The organism is Embleya australiensis (genome assembly GCF_051903075.1).
GTDB lineage: Bacteria > Actinomycetota > Actinomycetes > Streptomycetales > Streptomycetaceae > Embleya.
In genome coordinates this window covers 6,146,015-6,165,813 of sequence record NZ_CP182422.1, presented here as the reverse complement: position 1 = coordinate 6,165,813, position 19,799 = coordinate 6,146,015, and the positions used below count along the sequence as shown (strand labels likewise).

General features: G+C 74.8%; 2 protein-coding genes. Both read right to left on the bottom strand.

The window, feature by feature from the left end; genetic code table 11:
• Positions 1–131 precede the first annotated feature (131 nt).
• Positions 132–9,686: a type I polyketide synthase gene (locus tag ACMXN5_RS26620; RefSeq protein WP_439677341.1), complete on the bottom strand. Its 9,555-nt coding sequence runs from the start codon at positions 9,684–9,686 to the stop codon at positions 132–134.
• 140 nt (positions 9,687–9,826) lie between these two features.
• Positions 9,827–19,414 (bottom strand): type I polyketide synthase, encoded by a 9,588-nt coding sequence (locus tag ACMXN5_RS26615; RefSeq protein WP_439677340.1) that lies wholly within the window; start codon positions 19,412–19,414, stop codon positions 9,827–9,829.
• Positions 19,415–19,799 lie beyond the last annotated feature (385 nt).

Genomic DNA, 19,799 nt, shown 5'->3' with positions numbered 1-19,799 from the left:
CCTGTGTGTCGTGCAGTTCGACGGTCAGCCGCTTGAGCAGGTGGCGGATCTGCTGGTCGCTCATGGTGGTTGTGCCTTTCGCGTGGACCGGCCGGTCGGGAGCTACCGGCGGGTCGGGGAATGCCGGCGGATCAGGAGATGCCGAACTGCTTGCCGATGAATTCGATGAGTTCGGCGTCGGTGGCCGCGTCGATCTCGTCGTCGATCGCGCCGACTTCCGGGCCGTCGGGCCCGGCGCCGGGCGCCGCGGCGGCGGCCCAGCGGGCGGCGATCGTGGTCAACCGCTCGGCCGAGGCCGCGTGTTCGGCCGGATCAACGGCCGGGTCGCCGGCCGCGTGCGCGAGCAGCGCCTCCAGACGGTCGATCTCGGCCCGCACGGTCTCGGCGTCCACGATGGTCCGCGGCACGAGTTCGCCGCGCAGGAACTCGGCGAGCGCGTTCGGGGTCGGGTGGTCGAAGACCAGCGTCGCGGGCAATTTCAGACCGGTCTCGGCGGTCAGCCGATTGCGCAGTTCGACGGCGGTCAGCGAGTCGAATCCCTGGTCCCGGAACGGCTTTCCGGCCTCGACCGAGGCGGCCGAGGCGTGCCCGTGCACGATCGCCGCCTGGGTCCGGACCAGGTCGACCAGATGCGGACGGCGCTGCTCCTCGGGGAGTTCGGCGAGCATTGCGGTCAGCCTGCTCGCGGGCGTCTCGGCACCGGCGGCACCGTGCGTCGCGGCCGATCCGGCCGCCGGCACCCGAAGCAGCTCGGCGACCAGGGGGTGTGCCCGGTCCCGGAACAGCACGTCCCAGTCGATGTCGCAGACCGTCAGGTGGCTCTCGTCGGCGTCGAGGACGTGTCCGAGCGCCTGCACCGCGCGGGCCGGGTCGAGCATGGTCAGACCCTGTCGGCCCAGCCGTTCCTCGATCTCCGGCGCGGCGATCCCGCCGCCGGCCCAGTGTCCCCAGGACACCGAGGTGGCGACCCGCCCGGCCTGCCGGCGGCGGGCCGCCAGCGCGTCCAGATAGGCGTTGCCCGGCGCGTAGTTGCCCTGCCCGGCCACGCCGCAGATCCCGGCCACCGAGGAGAACAGCACGAATGCCGACAGGTCGAGATCGCGGGTGAGTTCGTCCAGGTGCCGGGCGCCGTCCACCTTGACCCGCGACACCCGCTGCTGCTGCTCCGGAGTCAGGTCCCCGATCACCGCGTCGTCCAGGATCGCCGCCGCGTGCAGCACCGCGGTCAGCGGGAACGGATCCGGGACCCGGTCCAGTACGGCCGCCAGCGCGGCTCGATCGGCCACGTCGCACGCGGCGAACGAGACCTCGGCGCCGAGCGCGGTGATCTCCTGCGCGAGCCGCGCCGCGCCGGGCGCGTCCGCGCCACTGCGGCTGACCAACAACACATGCTCCGCGCCGCGTTCGGCCACCCAGCGGGCGACGTGTCCGCCGAGCGCGCCGGTGCCCCCGGTGATCAACACCGTGCCGGACGGCCGCCAGGTCGCGGCCGGCCGCGCCGGGCCGAGCGGCGCACGCACGAGTCGGCGGCCCCGAAGCCCGCTCGCCCGTACCGCCACCTCCTTCTCGTCCGCCGCCCCGGCCAGCACGGCCGTCAGTCGCGTCCACACCGGTGCCGTGGCATCCCCGGTCGGGTACTCGCCCGGCAGGTCGACCAGGCCGCCCCACGACCCGGGACTCTCCGCCGCGACGACTCCGCCGAAGCCCCACACCTGCGCCTGCTCGGGTACCCGTACCGGATCCCCCGCCTCGACGGACACCGCACCGTCGGTCGCCACCCACAGCGGCGCCGACACCCCGGCGTCGTCCAGCGCCTGGACCACCGCGACGGTGGCCGCCGAGCCCCACGGCACCGCGTCGAACCCGGGCGCCGTGCCGTCGGCGAGCGCCAACAACGAGAGCACGCCGGCGATCGGCCCGCGCGGTCCCGCCACCAGGTCCCGCAGCGCGGCCCGTTCACCCGCTCCACGCGCCACCGGGATCGGCTCCACCCGGGCCCCGGCGGCCGTCAGGACCGCCGTCAGGAAGTCCGCCCAGGCCGTCGCGGCCTCCGCCTCCGGGACCAGGAGCAGCCAGGTGCCGGCGAGCCTGCCGGGCCCGGTGCCGCCGACCGGGCGCCAGACGATGCGGTGCCGCCACGCGTCGATCGTGGCGTCCGAGCGCCGCCGGTCCCACCACGACGACAACGCGGGCAATACCTCGCCCAACGACTCGGCCGAGGCGTCCGCCCCGAGCGCCGCCGCCAGTTCGACCCGATCGCCACGCTCCACCAGGTCCCAGAACGCGACGTCGATCGACGCCGTCGACGCCGACGCGGAACCGGTCGCCGAGACCCCCTGTTCGCTGTCCCGAATCCAATACCGCCTGCGCTCGAACGGGTAGGTGGGCAGTTCGACGACCCGCGCCCCAACCCCGGCGAAGCCGGCCGTCCAGTCGACCGCGACCCCGCGCACGAATGCCTCGGCAAGCGAGGTGTACAGGCGCTCCGCGCCACCCTGGTCGCGCCGCAACGTGCCCACCACAACAGGGTGTTCCACGCCGACCTCGTCGAGCGTGGCCTCGATCGCGGCGGTCAGCACGGGGTGCGGACTCGCCTCGACGAACACCCCGTGCCCGGTGGCGGCCAGGCCCCGAATCGCCTCTTCGAAGCGCACGGTCTCGCGCAGGTTGGTCGCCCAGTACGCGCCGTCCATCTCCGCGGTGTCCAGCCACTCCCCGGTGACCGTCGACCAGACCGGAATCGTTCCGGAAACCGGCACTATCCCGGCCAGATCGGCGACGATCCGGGCGCGTATCTCCTCCACCTGCGCCGAATGCGACGCGTAGTCCACCGGGATCAGCCGGGCCCGGCCGTCCTCCTGGGTCACCGCCGCCACCAACTCGGCCAACGCGTCGGGCTCGCCGGAAACCACCACCTGCCCGGGGCCGTTCACCGCCGCGACCGAGATCCGCCCGTCCCAGGCCGCGATCCGCTCGCGCACCGCCACGAGCGGCTCGGCCACCGAGGCCATCCCGCCCCGACCGGACAGCGCCACGATCGCCCGACTCCGCAGCGCCACCACCCGCGCACCGTCGCGCAGCGACAACCCGCCGGCCACCACGGCCGCCGCGATCTCCCCCTGGGAGTGACCCACGAGTGCGTCCGGGACGACCCCGTACGCCCGCCAGACCTCGGCCAGCGACACCAACACCGCCCAGAGCACCGGCTGGACCACGTCCACCCGATCCAACGACGGCGCACCCTCGACCCCGGTCAACACCTCCACCGGCGACCAGTCGACGAACTCGGCGAGCGCGGTCGCGCACTCCTCGAACCGGGCCGCGAACACGGGTGACTCGCCGTAAAGTTCCGCCGCCATACCGGCCCACTGCGAGCCCTGTCCCGGGAACACGAACACGGTCTTGCCGACCGGCCCGGCCGTCCCGGTCACCACGCCCGTCGGGCGATCACCGCGTGCCAGTGCCTCCAGGTTCGCCGATCGATCCGCCGAGCCGACCAGTACCGCGCGCTCCGTGAACGACGCCCGCGAGGCGACCAGCGAGAACGCCACATCCACGGGGTTCTCGTCGAGCACGCCCCGCGCCCGGACGGCCTGTGCCCGCAGCGCGTCCGGTGTCCGGGCCGACAACACCCACGGGAACACGTCGTCGACGGGCGGGCGTTCGTCGGCCTGCTCGCTCTCCGGCGGGGCCAGTTCGAGGATCACGTGCGCGTTGGTCCCGCTCACCCCGAAGGCGGACACCGCCGCCCGCCGGGGCCGATCCACCTCGGGCCAGGCACGGGCCTCGGTCAGCAGGCGCACCCCGCCCGAGGACCAGTCCACATGCGGCGTCGGCTCGTCCACGTGCAGCGTCTTCGGCAACACGCCGTGCCGCAGCGCCTCCACCATTTTGATCACCCCGGCCACCCCGGCGGCGGCCTGGGCATGCCCGATGTTGGACTTCAACGAGCCCAGCCACAACGGCCGATCCTCGTCCCGGCCCCGACCGTAGGTGGCCAACAACGCCTGTGCCTCGATCGGATCACCCAGCGTCGTCCCGGTCCCGTGCGCCTCCACCGCGTCCACCTCACCGGCGGACAACCCGGCGTTGGCCAGCGCCGCGCGGATCACCCGCTGCTGCGACGGGCCGTTCGGCGCGGTCAAACCGTTCGACGCGCCGTCCTGGTTCACCGCCGAACCACGCAGCACGGCGAGCACCCGGCGGCCCGCGCGCCGCGCGTCCGACAACCGCTGCAACACCACGAGCCCGACGCCCTCGGCCCAGCCCGTGCCGTCGGCCGCGCCGGCGAACGCCTTGCACCTGCCGTCGACGGACAGGGCGCGCTGCCGGGAGAATTCGACGAGCATGTTCGGCGACGCCATCACCGCGACCCCGCCGGCCAGCGCGAGATCGCTCTCGCCCGAGCGCAGCGACTGGGCCGCCAGGTGCAGCGCGACCAGCGACGACGAGCACGCGGTGTCCACCGTCACCGCCGGACCCTCGAAGCCGAGGGTGTACGAGATGCGGCCCGAGGCGACACTGCCCGCGGTGCCGGTGCCGAGGTAGCCCTCCAGGCCCTCCGGGGTCTCGGTCAGGTCGCGCAGGTAGTCCTGGCCGGCCAGGCCGGCGAACACCCCGGTCCGGCTGCCGCGCAGCGTGTCCGGGTCGATCCCGGCCCGCTCCAGTGCCTCCCACGAGGTCTCCAGGAGCAGCCGCTGCTGCGGGTCCATCGCCAGCGCCTCGCGCGGCGAGATGCCGAAGAAGGCGCCGTCGAACTCGGTCGCCTCGGGCAGGAAGGCGCCGTTGCGGGTGTACGACGTGCCGACCCGGTCCGGATCGGGGTCGTACAGCCCCTCGACGTCCCAGCCGCGGTCGGTGGGCAGCCCGCCCACCGCGTCCGTCCCGGCCGTCACCAGGCGCCACAGATCGGCGGGCGAGGCCACCCCGCCGGGCAACCGGCAGGCCATCCCGACGATCACCACGGGATCGTCGGTGGTGTCCGGCCCGGAGGCCGTCTCGACCACGTCCGCCGCCTCGACTCCGCCCAGCAGTTGGCCGCGCAGGAACTCGGCGAGCGCGTTCGGGGTCGGGTAGTCGAAGACCAGCGTCGCGGGCAACTTCAGGCCGGTCTCGGCGGACAGTCGATTGCGCAGTTCCACCGAGGTCAGCGAGTCGAATCCCTGATCCCGGAAGGGTTTGGCGACGTCCACGGCAGCGGGGCTCGCGTGCCCCTGGACGACGGCCGCCTGGGCCCGCACCGCCTCCACGAGGAAGCGCGGGCGGTCGGCCGTACCGAGCGCGGCGAGTCGGGCGGCGAAGCCGTCGGCGGACGGGGTGTCGAGCGCGGCCGGGCGAGCACCGGTGCCGCCGCCGGTCGCGTCGAGCAGTTCGGTGACCAGCGGGGCGCGGCGGTCGCGGAACAGCACGTCCCAGTCGATGTCGCAGACCGTCAGGTGGCTGTCGCCGGCGTCGAGAACCCGGCCCAGCACCCGGATGGCGAGTTCGGGATCGAGCATCCGCAATCCCTGGCGCCCGAGTCGTTCCTCCACCTCGGGTGCGGCGATGCCGCCACCGGCCCAGTGGCCCCAGGAGATGGCCGTCGCGGGCAGTCCGGCGGCCCGGCGGCGGGCCGCCAGCGCGTCCAGATAGGCGTTGCCCGGCGCGTAGTTGGCCTGTCCCGGCACGCCGCAGATGCCCGCGAGCGAGGAGAACAGTACAAACGCCGACAGGTCGAGATCGCGGGTGAGTTCGTCCAGGTGCCGGGCGCCGTCCACCTTGACCCGCAACACGCGGTCGAGTTGATCGAGGGTCAGATCGGCGATCACCGCGTCGTCGAGCACCGCGGCGGTGTGCACGACGGCGGTCAGCGGCAGGTCGGCCGGGATGGCGGCCAGTACGTCGGCCAGCGCCGCACGGTCGCCGACGTCGCACGCGGCGAACGAGACCCGGGCACCGAACGCGCCCACCTCGGCCGCGAGCGCCGCCGCTCCCGGGGCGTCCGCTCCGGACCTGCTCACCAACAACACGTGCGGCGCGCCGCGTTCGGCCACCCAGCGGGCCGCGTGCCCGCCCAGCGCGCCGGTGCCGCCGGTGACGAGCACGGTCCCGGTGGGCTGCCAGGGCGTCGGGTCCGGGCCGGCGTCCGGCGTCGCCCGGACCAGCCTGCGCGCCCAGATCGCCGCGTCGCGCACCGCGATCTCCGTCTCGCCCGTGGCCCCGGAGAGCACGGCGACCAGTCGGTCGGCCGCCGCCCCGGTCGGGATCCGCGCCGGGAGGTCTATCAAGCCGCCCCACAGGTCGGGCAGTTCGGCCGCGGCGATCCCGCCGAAGCCCCATACCTGGGCCTGTTCGGGCACCCGCACCGGGTCTTCGGCGCCGATCGACACCGCACCGCCGGTCACGGCCCACACCGGGGCGACCACACCCGCGTCCCCCAGGCCCTGGACCAGCGCCAGAGTCGCCGCCGCACCCCACGGCACCGCGGCGAAGCCGGGCACCGGGCCCTCGGCCAGGGCGAGCAACGACACGATTCCGGCGACGGGTCCGCCCGCCGCCGCGACCGCGTCCGTCAGCCGGTCCCGCAGCGCCTCACGATCCGCGTCCTCCCGGGCCACCGCCAGCGGCACCACCCTGGCGCCGGCCGCCGCGAGCGCATCGCCGAACCAGTCGGCCCACGGCGCGGCCTCCGAGTCGTCCGGCACCACGAGCAGCCAGATCCCATCCGGCCGCGACCGCCCCGGATCGGCCACCGGACGCCAGACGATCCGGTGTCGCCAGGACTGCGTCACCGCGCCGGACCGCCGCCGCTCCCACCAGGACGACAGGGCCGGGAGTACCGCGCCCAACGGCTCGGCCAGATCCCCGTCCACGTCCCCGAGGGCAGCCGACAACCCCGCCGGGTCGCCACCCTCGACGAGTTCCCAGAAGGCCGAGTCCGCCGCGGCCTCCACCGGTTCGGTGTGCTCGCCGGTGTCCAGCCAGAACCGCTCGCGCTGGAAGGCGTAGGTGGGCAGCGAGACCCGCGGCAGGGTGCCCTCGGCAAACGCGAACGCGGCCTCCCAGGACACCGGCACCCCGCGGACGAACGCCTCCGCGAGCGAGGTGTGCAGCCGAAGCAGATCGCCCTGCTCCCGGCGCAGCGTGCCGACCACGACCGGGTCGACCGCGCCGGCCGCCTCCAGGGTGTCCTGGATCGCGGCGGTCAGCACGGGGTGCGGGCTCACCTCGACGAACACACCGTGATCGGCCTCGGCAAGGCCGCGTACCGCCTCCTCGAAGCGCACGGTCTCGCGCAGGTTGGTCGCCCAGTACGCGGCGTCCATCTCGGCGGTATCCAGCCAGTCCCCGGTCACCGTCGACCACACCGGGACCGTCCCGGACACCGGCGCGATCCCGGCCAGATCCGCGACGATCCGCGCCCGGATCTCCTCCACCTGCGCCGAATGCGACGCGTAGTCCACCGGGATCAACCGGGCCCGGCCGCCCTCGTCGGTCACGGCCGCCACCAACTCGGCCAAGGCATCGGGTTCGCCGGACACCACGACCTGTCCCGGGCCGTTCACCGCCGCGACCGAGATCCGCCCATCCCACGCCGAGAGACGCTCCCGAAGCACCTCCACCGACTCCGCCACCGACGCCATCCCGCCACGCCCCGACAGCGCCACGATCGCCCGGCTGCGCAGGGCGACGACCGTGGCGCCGTCCTCCAGGGACAACCCGCCGGCCACCACCGCCGCCGCGATCTCGCCCTGGGAGTGCCCGACGAGCGCGTCCGGGGCGACCCCGTAGGCCCGCCAGACCTCGGCCAGCGACACCAACACGGCCCACAACACCGGCTGGACCACGTCCACGCGATCCAACGACGGCGCACCCTCGACCCCGGTCAGTACGTCGACCAAGGACCAGTCCAGATGCGGTTCGACGGCCTTGGCGCACTCTTCGAAGCGGGCCGCGAACACCGGTGCCTGGGCGTACAGGTCGGCGGCCATGCCGGTCCACTGCGAGCCCTGGCCGGGGAAGACGAAGACGGTGCGGCCGGGTGCGCCGGCCGAGCCGGTGACCACGGTCGGGGTCTGCTCGCCGCGCGCCAACGCGGCGAGCCCGGCATCCAGTTCCGTACGGTCCGTGCCCAGGACGACGGCACGCTCGCCGAAGACCGAGCGGGAAGAGACGAGCGCGAAGCCGACCTCGGCCGCGCCGGGCACGTCGGTCAGTCGAGCCGCCTGCTCGCGCAGCGCCGGTACCGACTTGGCGGAGAGCACCCACGGAATCGACGGCGCCGACACGGTCGTCGGCGGCTCGGCGACCTCCCGGTCCTCGTCCGGCAGTTCCAGGATCACGTGTGCGTTGGTCCCGCTCACCCCGAACGCCGACACCGCCGCCCGACGGGGCCGATCCACGTCCGGCCACGGCCGGGACTCGGTCAACAACCGCACCCCGCCCGACGGCCAGTCCACATGCGAGGTGGGCTCGTCCACGTGCAACGTTTCGGGCAGCACGCCGTGGCGCAGCGCCTCGATCATCTTGATCACCCCGGCCACCCCCGCGGCGGCCTGGGCGTGCCCGATGTTGGACTTCAACGAGCCCAGCCACAGCGGCTGTTCCGGCGTGCGGTCGCGGCCGTAGGTGGCGAGCAGGGCCTGGGCCTCGATCGGGTCGCCGAGCCGGGTGCCGGTGCCGTGTGCCTCGACCGCGTCCACGTCGGCCGGGGTCAGGCCGGCGTTCGCGAGTGCCCGGCGGATCACCCGCTGCTGCGATGGGCCGTTGGGGGCGGTGAGTTGGCTGCTGGTGCCGTCCTGGTTGACCGCGCTGCCCCGAAGGACGGCGAGCACCCGGTGGCCGGCCTGACGGGCGTCCGAGAGCCGTTCCAGGACGAGCAGGCCGACGCCCTCCGCCCAGCCGGTGCCGTCGGCGGCGCCGGCGAACGCCTTGCAGCGGCCGTCGGCGGACAGTCCGCGCTGGCGGGCGAACTCGACGAACATCCCGGGCGAGGCCATCACCGTGGCCCCGCCCGCGAGGGCGAGGTCGCACTCGCCCGAGCGCAACGACTGTGCTGCGAGGTGCAGCGCGACCAGCGACGACGAGCACGCGGTGTCCACCGTCACCGCCGGACCCTCGAAGCCGAAGGTGTACGAGATCCGGCCCGACGCGACGCTGGTGGTGCTGCCCGTCAACACGTAGCCGTCGACCCGGTCGGGCGTGGACTTGTACAGGCGTGGCGTGTACTCCTGCGCGATCACGCCGGCGAAGACGCCGGTGGCCGAGCCGCGGACCGCCGCCGGGTCGATCCCGGCGTCCTCCAGCGCCTCCCAGGCGGTCTCCAGGAGCAGTCGCTGTTGCGGGTCGGCGGCCAGCGCCTCGCGCGGCGACACGCCGAAGAACGCGGCGTCGAACTCGGCGGCGTCGTGCAGGAATCCGCCCTGTCGGGTGTACGTCTTGCCGACCGCGTCCGGGTCCGCGTCGTAGAGGCCGTCCAGGTCCCAGCCCCGGTCGGTGGGGAAGCCGCCGATCGCGTCTCGGCCCTCGGCCACCAGCCGCCACAGGTCCGCCGCCGAGCGCACGCCCCCGGGCAGCCGGCAGCCGATGCCGACCACGGCGATCGGCTCGTTCCGGGCCTCCTCGTTCTCCCGCAACCGGCGCCGGGCCTGGTGCAGGTCGGCGGTCACCCGGGTCAGGTAGTCACGCAGCTTCTCTTCGTTCGCCATGGGGTATCAGCCTTTTTCCGTGCGGCGGCTTCGCCGTGATGTGGTGCGCGTCGGGGTGCCCGGCCGGCCCGCGTGGATCCACGCGGGCCGCTCGGGCGTGCTCGGTCCTGCTCCTGCCTGGGTGAGCGCGCTGTGCCGGCTCAGGAGATGCCGAGTTCGTTGTCGATGAAGTCGAAGAGTTCGTCGTCCGTGCCCGCGCCGAGTCGGACGATCACCGCCGAGGTCGGATCCTCCGGGGTGTCGACGCCGAGCCGGCCGAGCAGCCCGTACAGCCGGGCGACCGCATCGGTGCGAAAGCCCTCGTCGGGACCGGCCCCGGCGTCCAGCAGGTCGGTCAACGACACGTGCCAGCGGTCGAGTTCGGCGAGCAGTCGGCCGCCCTCCGGGACGGCCGGGGCCGGGACGAGCAGGTCACGCAGGTGCTCGGCCAGCGCGATCGGGGTGGGGTGGTCGAAGGCCAGCGTGGAGGGCAGGTCCAGGCCGGTGCCGGCGTTGATCCGGTTGCGCAGCTCGATTGCGCCGAGCGAGTCGAACTCGGCTTCCAGGAAACCGCGTTCGGGTGAGATGGAGGCGGGTCCGTCGTGGCCGAGCACGGCCGCGGCGGTCTGGCGCACGAACAGCAGGAGTTCGCGACGCTGTTCGTCGACCGGGCGACCCGCGAGGCGATCGCGCAGGCCGACGGCGGGTTTGCGGCTGCTCCGGGCCGCGCCGCGCTGGGCGGGCACCCGGGCCTGGCCGGCCGCGCGGGTCAGGCCGGCGAGTACGCCGGCGGCCGCGTCCGGGCGCAGTGTGCCGGTGTCGATGCGGGCCGCGATCGGTGCGGGCAGCGGGGTGTCCAGGGCCCGGTCGAGCAGGTCGAGGGCGGTGTCGGTGGGCATCGGGGTCAGGCCGCTGCCCGCGAGCCGGCGCCGGTCGACGTCGGTCAGGTGTGCGGCCAGGCCGCCCGCCTCGGCCCAGTGGCCCCAGCCGATCGAGGTGGCGGCCAGGCCGAGGCTGTGCCGGTGGTGGGCGAGCGCGTCGAGGAAGGTGTTGGCCGCGGCGTAGGCGCTCTGCCCGGGGTTGCCGAGTACGCCGACGGCGGACGAGTAGAGCACGAAGGCGGACAGGTCCAGGTCGGCGGTGAGCGTGTGCAGGTGCCAGGCGGCATCGACCTTGGGCCGCAGTACGGCGTGCAGGCGGTCGGGGTCGGTGCCGGTGAGCGCGCCGTCGGCGACCACACCGGCGGTGTGCACGATCGCGGTCAGCGGGTGTGCGGTCGGGATGCCGGCCAGCAGCTCGGCGAGCGCGGTCGGGTCGGCCACGTCGCACGCGGCGATCTCGACCGTGGCACCGGTGGCGGCCAGTTCGGCGCGCAGTTCGGCCGCGCCGGGGGCGGCCGGGCCGTGCCGGCCGACCAGGAGCAGGTGTCGGGCGCCGTGTTCGGCGACCAGGCGGCGGGCGGCGAGGGCACCGAGGGTGCCGGTGCCGCCGGTGATCAGGACCGTGCCGGCGGGGTCGAAGGGGGTGGGAGTGGGCGCGATGGTGAGGACGAGTTTGCCGGTGTGGCGGGCCTGGCTCAGCCGGCGCAGCGCCGGGATCGCGTGTCGGGCGTCCCACGCGGTGACCGGCAGCGGGGTGAGCGTGCCGTTCGTGAACAGCGGGGCCAGGGCTCGCAACATGCGGGCGATGTGCGCGGGGTCCAGGGTCAGCAGGTCGAAGGCCCGGTAGTCGACCCCGGGGTGTGCGGCGCGCACCTGGGCCGGGTCGCGCGGGTCGGTCTTGCCCAGTTCGACGAATCGGCCGCCGGGGGCGAGCAGTCGCAGGGAGGCGTCGGTGAACTCGCGGGCGAGCGCGTTGAGCACGATGTCGACGCCCCGGCCGGCGGTGGTGTCGCGGAAGCGGTCCTCGAAGTCGAGGGTGCGGGAGGAGGCGATGCGCTCGTCGGGCAGGCCCTGGGCGCGCAGCGTGGGCCACTTGGCCGGGCTCGCGGTGCCGTGTACGTCGGCGCCCAGGTGTCGGGCGAGTTGTACGGCGGCGGTACCGACCCCGCCGGTGGCGGCGTGTACCAGGACCGATTCCCCGGCGTGCAGCCCGGCCAGTTCGACCAGGCCGTGGTAGGCGGTCAGGAACGCCACGGGGACGGTGGCGGCCTGGGCGTACGTCCAGCCGGTCGGGATCGGGGTGAGCAGGCGGTGGTCGACCACGGCCCGGGACCCGAGGACACCGGGCAGCAGGCCCATCACCCGGTCGCCGACCGCGAGTTCCGTGACGTCCGGGGCGACTTCGAGGACCCGGCCGGCGCCCTCCGCGCCGATCCGGGCGGCGCCGGGGTAGACGCCGAGGGCGATCAGCACGTCGCGGAAGTTCAGCCCGGCGGCGCGCAGCGCGATCCGGACCTGGCCGGGCGCCAACGGCGCGGCGGCCTCGGGGGCCGGCCGCATCGCGACGTTGTCGATCGTGCCCGGTTCGGTGACGTCGAGCCGCCACGGTTCGTCGGCGCGCGGCGGCTCCAGCGCGTCGTCCGGGCGCACCCGGGCCAGCCGCGGAGCGAGGATGTCGCCGCCGCGCAGCGCGAGTTGCGGCTCGGGGCCGGCCAGTGCGGCGGGCAGCGCGGCGAGCGAGTCGGGATGGGTGTCCAGGTCGAGCACCCGCAGCCGGCCCGGGTGTTCCCCGGCGGCGGCCCGGACCAGGCCCCACAGACCGGCGGTGGTCGGGTCGCGCACATCTTCGCCGGGGTGGGTGGCGATCGCCTCGCGGGTGATCAGGACCGGTGTGATGTCGCCGAGTTCGGGGTCGGCCAACCAGGTACCCAGGAGCGTTGCGGCCCGCTCGGTGACCGCGTGTGTGGCCACGACGGTGCCCAGTTCCGGGATCGGCCGGGCGAACGGCACCAGCACACGGGCGGGGCGGGGCGCGCCGGCGGCCAAGGCGGCCCGCAGCGCGTCGAGGTCGGGGTGGAACACCACGGACCGATCGTCGGCTTCGGCGAGCGCGGTGAGACCGAGCGGGTCGGTGGGCTCGCCGAGGATGACCCAACGGCCGTGCTCCGCCGCCGACTCGCCCGGCGGCACGGGCATCCAGTCGACCCGGTACCAGGAGTCCGCGGCCGAGTCCGGGCCCGAACCCGGGTCGGAGCCCGGTCGGGTCGCGAGGCGGTCCGCCGGGATCGCGCGCAGCGTGAGCCGGTCGATCGTCACGACCGGCGTGCCCCGGTCGTCGGTGGCGGTCAGGGCGATCGTGTCCGGGCCGATCGGGCTGATCCGGACCCGCAGTTCGCGAGCGCCGTCGATGTGCGCGGTGGCCCCGGCCCAGGCGAACGGCAGCCGGGTGGGCGCGGCCGGGTCGGCGCCGGGCAGCAGTGCCACCACGGCGTGCAGCGCGGCGTCGAGCAGCGCGGGGTGGACCCGGTGGCCGATCTCCTCGACCTGTTCGGGCAGTTCCACCTCGGCGAGCAGGTCGTCGCCGGCCTGCCAGGCGGCGATCAGGCCCTGGAATGCCGGGCCGTAGTGGTAGCCCAGGGCGGCAAGGCGGTCGTAGACGTCGTCGACGTCGATCGGGCTCGCCCCGGGCGGCGGCCACGCGGTGTCGTTCGGTGCGGGGGACGTGTCCCGGGCCGGGTCCAGTCGGCCGGTGGCGTGTCGGGTCCAGGTCTCGGTGTCGGCGGCCCGCGAGTGTACGGTCAGCGCCCGGGTGCCGTCCGGCTGTTCGGCGCCGACGGCGAGTTCGATCCGGACCGGCTCCGCGTCGGGCAGCACCAGCGGTGCGGCCAGCACGAGTTCGCCGATGCCGCCCGCGCCGGTCAGTTCGGCGGCGTACAGCGCGAGGTCGACGAAGGCGGTGCCGGGCAGCAGGACCGTGTCCTGGACCGCGTGGTCGGCGAGCCAGGGTCGGTTCTTGGTGGACAGCGTGCCGGTCCAAACCCGGCCGGAGCCGTCCGCGCGGGTCAGATCCGCGCCCAGGAACGGGTGTTCGCTCGGGTCGAGACCGGCCGAGGTCGGGTCGGTGCTCGCCCGGGACGTGTCCAGCCAGTACCGGCGACGCTGGAACGCGTAGGTGGGCAGGTCTACCCGGCCGATCTCGCGCCCGTCGCGGGGTGTCGCGCTCCAGTCGACGGGTGTGCCGGTGACGTGCAGCCGGGCCAGCGCGTGGGTGAACGTCGCCGGTTCGGGGCGGTCGGCACGCAGCGCGGCGACCACGACCGCCGACGGGTCGTCCAGGTTCGCCAGGGCGAGCGCGGTCAGCACGGCGTCGGGGCCGAGTTCGAGGAAGGTGGTGGTGCCGAGGTCGGCGAGTCGGCGGATGCCGTCGCGGAAGCGCACCGCCTCGCGGATGTGCCGGACCCAGTAGTTCGGATCGGCGAGTTCGGCGGCGTCGGCAAGGTCCCCGGTCAGGTTGGACACGATCGGGATGCGCGGCGCGCCGAAGCGTATGCCCGCCGCCACCGCGCGGAACTCGTCCAGCACGGCGTCCATGTGCGGGGAGTGGAACGCGTGGCTCACCCGGAGTCGTTTGCTCTTGCGACCGGCGTCCCGCCATCGGTCGGCGAGCGCTTCGACGAGGTCGGCCGTACCCGAGATCACCACCGAGTCGGGGCCGTTCACCGCCGCGATACCGACCTCGGTGGGGTGTTCGGCGATCAGGGCGGCGATCTCGTCCTCGGTGCCCTGGAGCGCGATCATCGCACCGGTGGCGGGCAGTTGGCCCATCAGACGGCCCCGGGCGACGACCAGTGCGGCCGCGTCCGGGAGGTCGAGCACGCCGGCGATGTGGGCTGCGGTGAGTTCGCCGATCGAGTGGCCGATCAGGTGGTCGGCGCGCACTCCGTACGCCTCGGCGAGGCGGTACAGCGCGGTCTCGATCGCGAACAACGCGGGCTGGGTGTACGCGGTTTCGCCGAGCAGCGCGGCCTCGGCGCTGCCCGGTTCGGCGAACATCAGGTCGCGCAGCGGGCGTTCGAGGGCCGCGTCCAGGTGTTTCAGCGTCTCGTCCAGGGCGCGGGCGAACACCGGTTCGGCGGCGTAGAGTTCGCGGCCCATGCCGACACGCTGGCTGCCCTGGCCGCTGAACAGCACGGCGAGCGGCGCGCTCGGGCGGGCGGCGCCCTCGATCAGGTTGGCCGCGTCGAGGCCGTCGACGAGCGCGTCGAGCCCGCGCAGCAGATCGTCCCGGCCGTTGCCGGTGATCACCGCACGGTGCGCGAGGGTGTCCCGGGTGCCGGCCAGGGCCAGGGCCAGGTCGCCGAGCGCGAGGTCGGGACGCTCGGCCACGTGTGTCCGCAGCCGGGCGGCCTGGGCCGGCAGCGCGTCCTCGCTCGCGGCGGACAACGTCCACGGCCCGGCGTCGTCCCGGACCGCCGGGGTCGGCGGCGCCTCGATCGGGGCCTGCTCCAGGATCACGTGCGCGTTGGTGCCGCTGATCCCGAACGAGGACACCGCGGCGCGGCGCGGCCGGTCGGTATCGGGCCAGGGGGTGGGCTCGGCGAGCAGACGCACCCCGCCCCGGGCCCAATCCACGTGCGGCGACGGTGCGTCCAGGTGCAGCGTGCGCGGCAGTTCGCCGTGCCGCATGGCCTCGATCAGCGCGATCACGCCGGTGACGCCGGCGGCGGCCTGGGTGTGTCCGAGGTTGGACTTGACCGAGCCGACCAGGAGCGGTCGATCGGCCGGCCGGTCCGCGCCGTACGTGGACAGCAGCGCCTCGGCCTCGATCGGGTCACCCAGAGTGGTGCCGGTCCCGTGCGCCTCGACCGCGTCGACCTCGGCCGCGCTCAGCCCGGCGTCGTGCAGCGCGGCGCGGATCACCCGCTGCTGCGCGGGCCCGTTGGGCGCGGTCAGGCCGTTGGACGCGCCGTCCTGGTTGATCGCGCTGCCCCGCAGCACGGCGAGTACGGGATGCCCGTTGCGGCGCGCGTCGGAGCGGCGCTCAAGGAGAACCAGGGCCGCGCCCTCGGCCCACGCGGTGCCGTCCGCGGCGGCGGCGAACGGCTTGCAGCGGCCGTCGGGGGCGAGCCCGCGCTGCCGGCTGAACTCGGTGAACATGCCGGGCGTGGACATCACGGTGACGCCGCCGGCCAGCGCGAGGGTGCACTCGCCCGCGCGCAGCGAACGCGCCGCCAGGTGCAGCGCGACCAGGGACGACGAGCACGCGGTGTCGATGGTGAGCGCCGGGCCCTCCAGGCCGAGGGTGTACGCGAGCCGCCCGGACGCGACGCTGGTCAGCGCGCCGGTGAGCAGGTATCCGGCGTGGTCCTCGGATGCCTCGTGCAGGCGCGGCCCGTACTCCTGCGGCATGGTGCCGACGAAGACGCCCGCCCGGGTGCCGCGCAGCGTGCTCGGGGCGATGCCCGCCCGCTCGACCACCTCCCACGCGGTCTCCAGGAGCAGCCGCTGCTGCGGATCCATCGCGGCGGCCTCGCGCGGGCCGATCCCGAAGAAGCCCGCGTCGAAGGTGTCGGCGGCGGGCAGGAATCCGCCCGCGCGTACGTAGGTCGTCCCGGGTCGGCCGTGCTCGGGGTCGGGGTCGTGAAGCGCGTCCAGGTCCCAGCCCCGGTTGGTCGGGAACGGGCCGATGGTGTCGGTGCCGGTCGCGAGCAGGTTCCACAGCGCCTCGGGGGTGTCCGCGCCGCCGGGCCACCGGCCGCCGGCCGCGACGATGACGATCGGATCGTCCTCGGGCGCGGCCGGCGCCGGGCCGGTCCCGGGCCCGCCGGCATCCGCGGGCACGGTGCCGGCCGTGCGGTGCGCGAGATGGCCGGCGACGGCCCGGGGGGTCGGGTGGTCGAACGTCAGCGAGGCGGACAGCGCGGTCCCGCTCGCGGCGGCCAGCCGGTCGCGGAACTCCAGCGCGCCGACCGAGTCGAAGCCGAGGTCCTTGAAGGTGCGATCGGGGTCGACCGCACCGGGGCCGGCGTGGCCGAGCACGACGGCGGCGGTGGCGCGGACGAGGACGAGGGGGTCGGGGGCGGCGCGGCCGGGGTCGTCGCTGTGGTGCGAACCGCCGTTGCCGCTCGGGGAGTTACCGGCGCCGATGCCCTCGGTTCGCGCGGATCCGGCTGCCCCGCCCGACGGCGCCGCCGTCGGTTCCGCGATCCAGTGCGGTGTCGGCAGGAAGGCGTACGTGGGCAGTTCGGTCCGTCGGGCGTCGGCCGGCAGCGCGGCGGTCCAGTCCACGGGAACGCCGTGGACGTACGCCTGGGCGAGCGAGGTCAACAACCGGCGTGCCCCGCCGTCGTCGCGCCGCAGCGTGCCGACCGTCAGCGTGGCGGTGGCATCCTCGGCGCCGGCTCCGTCGAGGATCTGCCGAAGTCCCATGGTCAACACGGGGTGCGGACTCGCCTCGACAAAGGCGCGCCGGCCGTCGGCGAGCGCGGCGCGGACCGCGTCCTCGAAGCGCACGGTGCCGCGCAGGTTGCGATACCAGTAGTCGGCGTCGAGCCCGGCCGTGTCCAGCGGGCCGCCGGTGACCGTGGAGTAGAACGTGATGTCGCTCGATACCGGTGCGAGCCCGTCGAGTTCGCGGGCCAGGTCGACGCGCAGCGGCTCCACGTGGGCCGAGTGCGAGGCGTAGTCGACCGGGATGGACCGGACGTCGACGCCCGCCTCGGTGTAGTCGGCGAGCAGCGTGTCCAGCGCGTCGCGGTCACCGGAGACCACGGTGGACGAGGGGCCGTTGATCGCGGCGATCGCGATCCGGCCGGCCTGTACGGCGGGCGCGGCGCGCACCTCGTCGGCCGGGAGCGGTATGGAGGCCATGCCACCACCGGGCGCGAGGCCGGCCAGGAGCCGGCTGCGCCGGGCGACCAGGCGCGCGGCGTCGGCCAGGGTGAGCGCGCCGGCGATGTGCGCGGCGGCGATCTCGCCCTGCGAGTGGCCGATCACCGCGTCCGGGCGCACGCCGAACGCCTCCCACAGGCGGGCCAGCGACACCATCACGGCGAACAGCGCGGGTTGTACGACGTCGACGCGGTCGAGCCCGGGTGCCCCGGGCACGTCCCGCAGGACGTCGTGCGGCGACCAGTCGACATGCGGCGCGAGCGCGTCCGCGCAGGCGTCCAGGTGTGCCGCGAACACCGGGGAGTCGGCGCTGAGTTGCCGGGCCATGCCGATCCACTGGGATCCCTGGCCGGGGAAGACGAACACGGTGGAGGTGTGCGGGTGGGCAACGCCGGTCACCGCGCCGGCATTGGGCAGCCCGGCGGCCAACGCGGCGGCCGCGTCGTGGAGTTCGGTCGCATCCTCGCCCAGGAGCACCGCCCGGTGGGCGAATGCGGTGCGGTGGGCCGCGAGGGTGAGTGCGACGTCCCCGGGCACGGCGTCCACCGTCGCGAGCCGGCCGGCCTGGCCGGGCAGCGCGCGCGGGTCGCGGGCGGACAGCGGCCACGGCACCACGGGCGCGACCAGCGCACGGGGGCCGTCGGGTGCGGACGCCCGGCCCGCCGGCGCGAGCGCCTCACCCGCCACCGCGGGTGCCTCGCCCACCACCACATGGCAGTTCGTACCGCCCATCCCGAACGAGCTGACCCCCGCGAGGAGCGGCCGGTCCGGGTGCGGCCACGGTCCCGCTTCGGTCTGCACCCGCAGTCCGTTCTCGGCCGGGTCGATCGCCGGGTTCGCGGTGGTGTGGTGCAGGCTCGCGGGCAGCGTGCGTCGGCGGATTCCGAGTACCGTCTTGAGCAGTCCGACGATGCCGGAAGCGCCCTCCAGGTGACCGATGTTGGTCTTCACCGAGCCCACCGCGAGCCGGTCCGCGTCGGTGCGGCCGGCGCCGTAGGCGGTGCCGAGCGCGGCGGCCTCGATCGGGTCGCCGACGCGGGTGCCGGTGCCGTGCAGTTCGACGTACTGGATCCGGTCGGGCGCCACCCCGGCGGCGGCCGCGGCGCGGCGCAGCACCTCGGTCTGGGCGCCGACGTCCGGCACCGTGAGGCCGTCGGTGTCGCCGTCGCTGGTGATCGCGCTGCCGTGGATCACCGCGTGGATCGGGTCGCCGTCGGCCAGCGCCCGGTCCAGCGGCTTGAGCAGCAACACCGCGCCGCCCTCGCCGCGTACGAAGCCGTTGGCGCGGGCGTCGAAGGTGAACGAGCGGTGGTCCGGGGACAACGCGCCGAAACGTTCCGCGGCGACGGTGCTCTCCGCCGCCAGGTTCAGGTGCACGCCGCCGGCGAACGCGACGGTGGACTCGCCGCTGCGCAGGCTCTCGCAGGCCAGGTGTACCGCGACCAGCGAGGAGGACTGCGCGGTGTCGACGGTCAGGCTCGGGCCGTGCAGGTCCAGGGCCCAGGACAGGCGATTGGCGATCAGCGCTCGGGCGACACCGGTGAAGGTGTGCCGGGTGATCGCGTCGGTTCCGTACCGGTGCACCACGGTGGACCAGTCGCCGGCGATCGCGCCGACGAACACGCCGGCCCGGGTGCCCGCGAGGGATCCGGGCAGGAGGCCGGCGTCTTCGGCGGCCTCCCACCCGAGTTCGAGGGCCAGCCGCTGGTGCGGGTCCATCGCGTCGGCCTCGCGTGGCGAGATGCCGAAGAACGCCGCGTCGAAGGTGTCGACCCGGTCGAGGTAGCCCCCGGGCCGCAGGTCCGCGCCGCGCCGGCGCTCGGTGCCCGCCTCGCCGACGGCGTCCACACCGTCCGCGAGGAGCCGCCAGAACGCGGCGGGGTCGGCGGCGCCCGGCAGCCGGCAGGCGGTTCCGATGACGGCGATCGCGGCGCCGTGCCGATCGCGGTCGCCGGCGGTGTTCTCACTGGTCGTCATCATCGCGGAGTGTCGCCCCCCATGCCGAACGGTCCGATCCCGAACGGCGACGAGTGCGCCGAACGACCTCAGGATTCGTCCGGCGCACCCCGCCCGAATACCCCTGTCGATCCCCTACCGACCCCATAGCGGAAGGGGTCCGAAGCGACCCCTGTCGGGGCATGCCCAGCGCGTGTCTTCAGGCCCCCGTCGGGCTCCGCGGCGTTCGGTGCCGTGCGTCGGCGCGCCGGAGAAGCAGGTGCATAGTGGTTCTATTCGCCTGTTTCTCCGGGGCGGCGAGGTGCGGCGCCGGGCGTCGTGGAGCTCGGCGGGGGCCTGAAGACACGCGCTGGGACCGCCGCGCATCCGGCGCGGCGGCCCTCGGTCGTGCTCCCCGATCGGGGTC

Coding starts and splice junctions, on each gene's coding strand:
- ACMXN5_RS26620 (WP_439677341.1), bottom strand. CDS start 9,686: ATGGCGAACGAAGAGAAGCTGCGTGACTACCTGACCCGGGTGACCGCC.
- ACMXN5_RS26615 (WP_439677340.1), bottom strand. CDS start 19,414: ATGACGACCAGTGAGAACACCGCCGGCGACCGCGATCGGCACGGCGCC.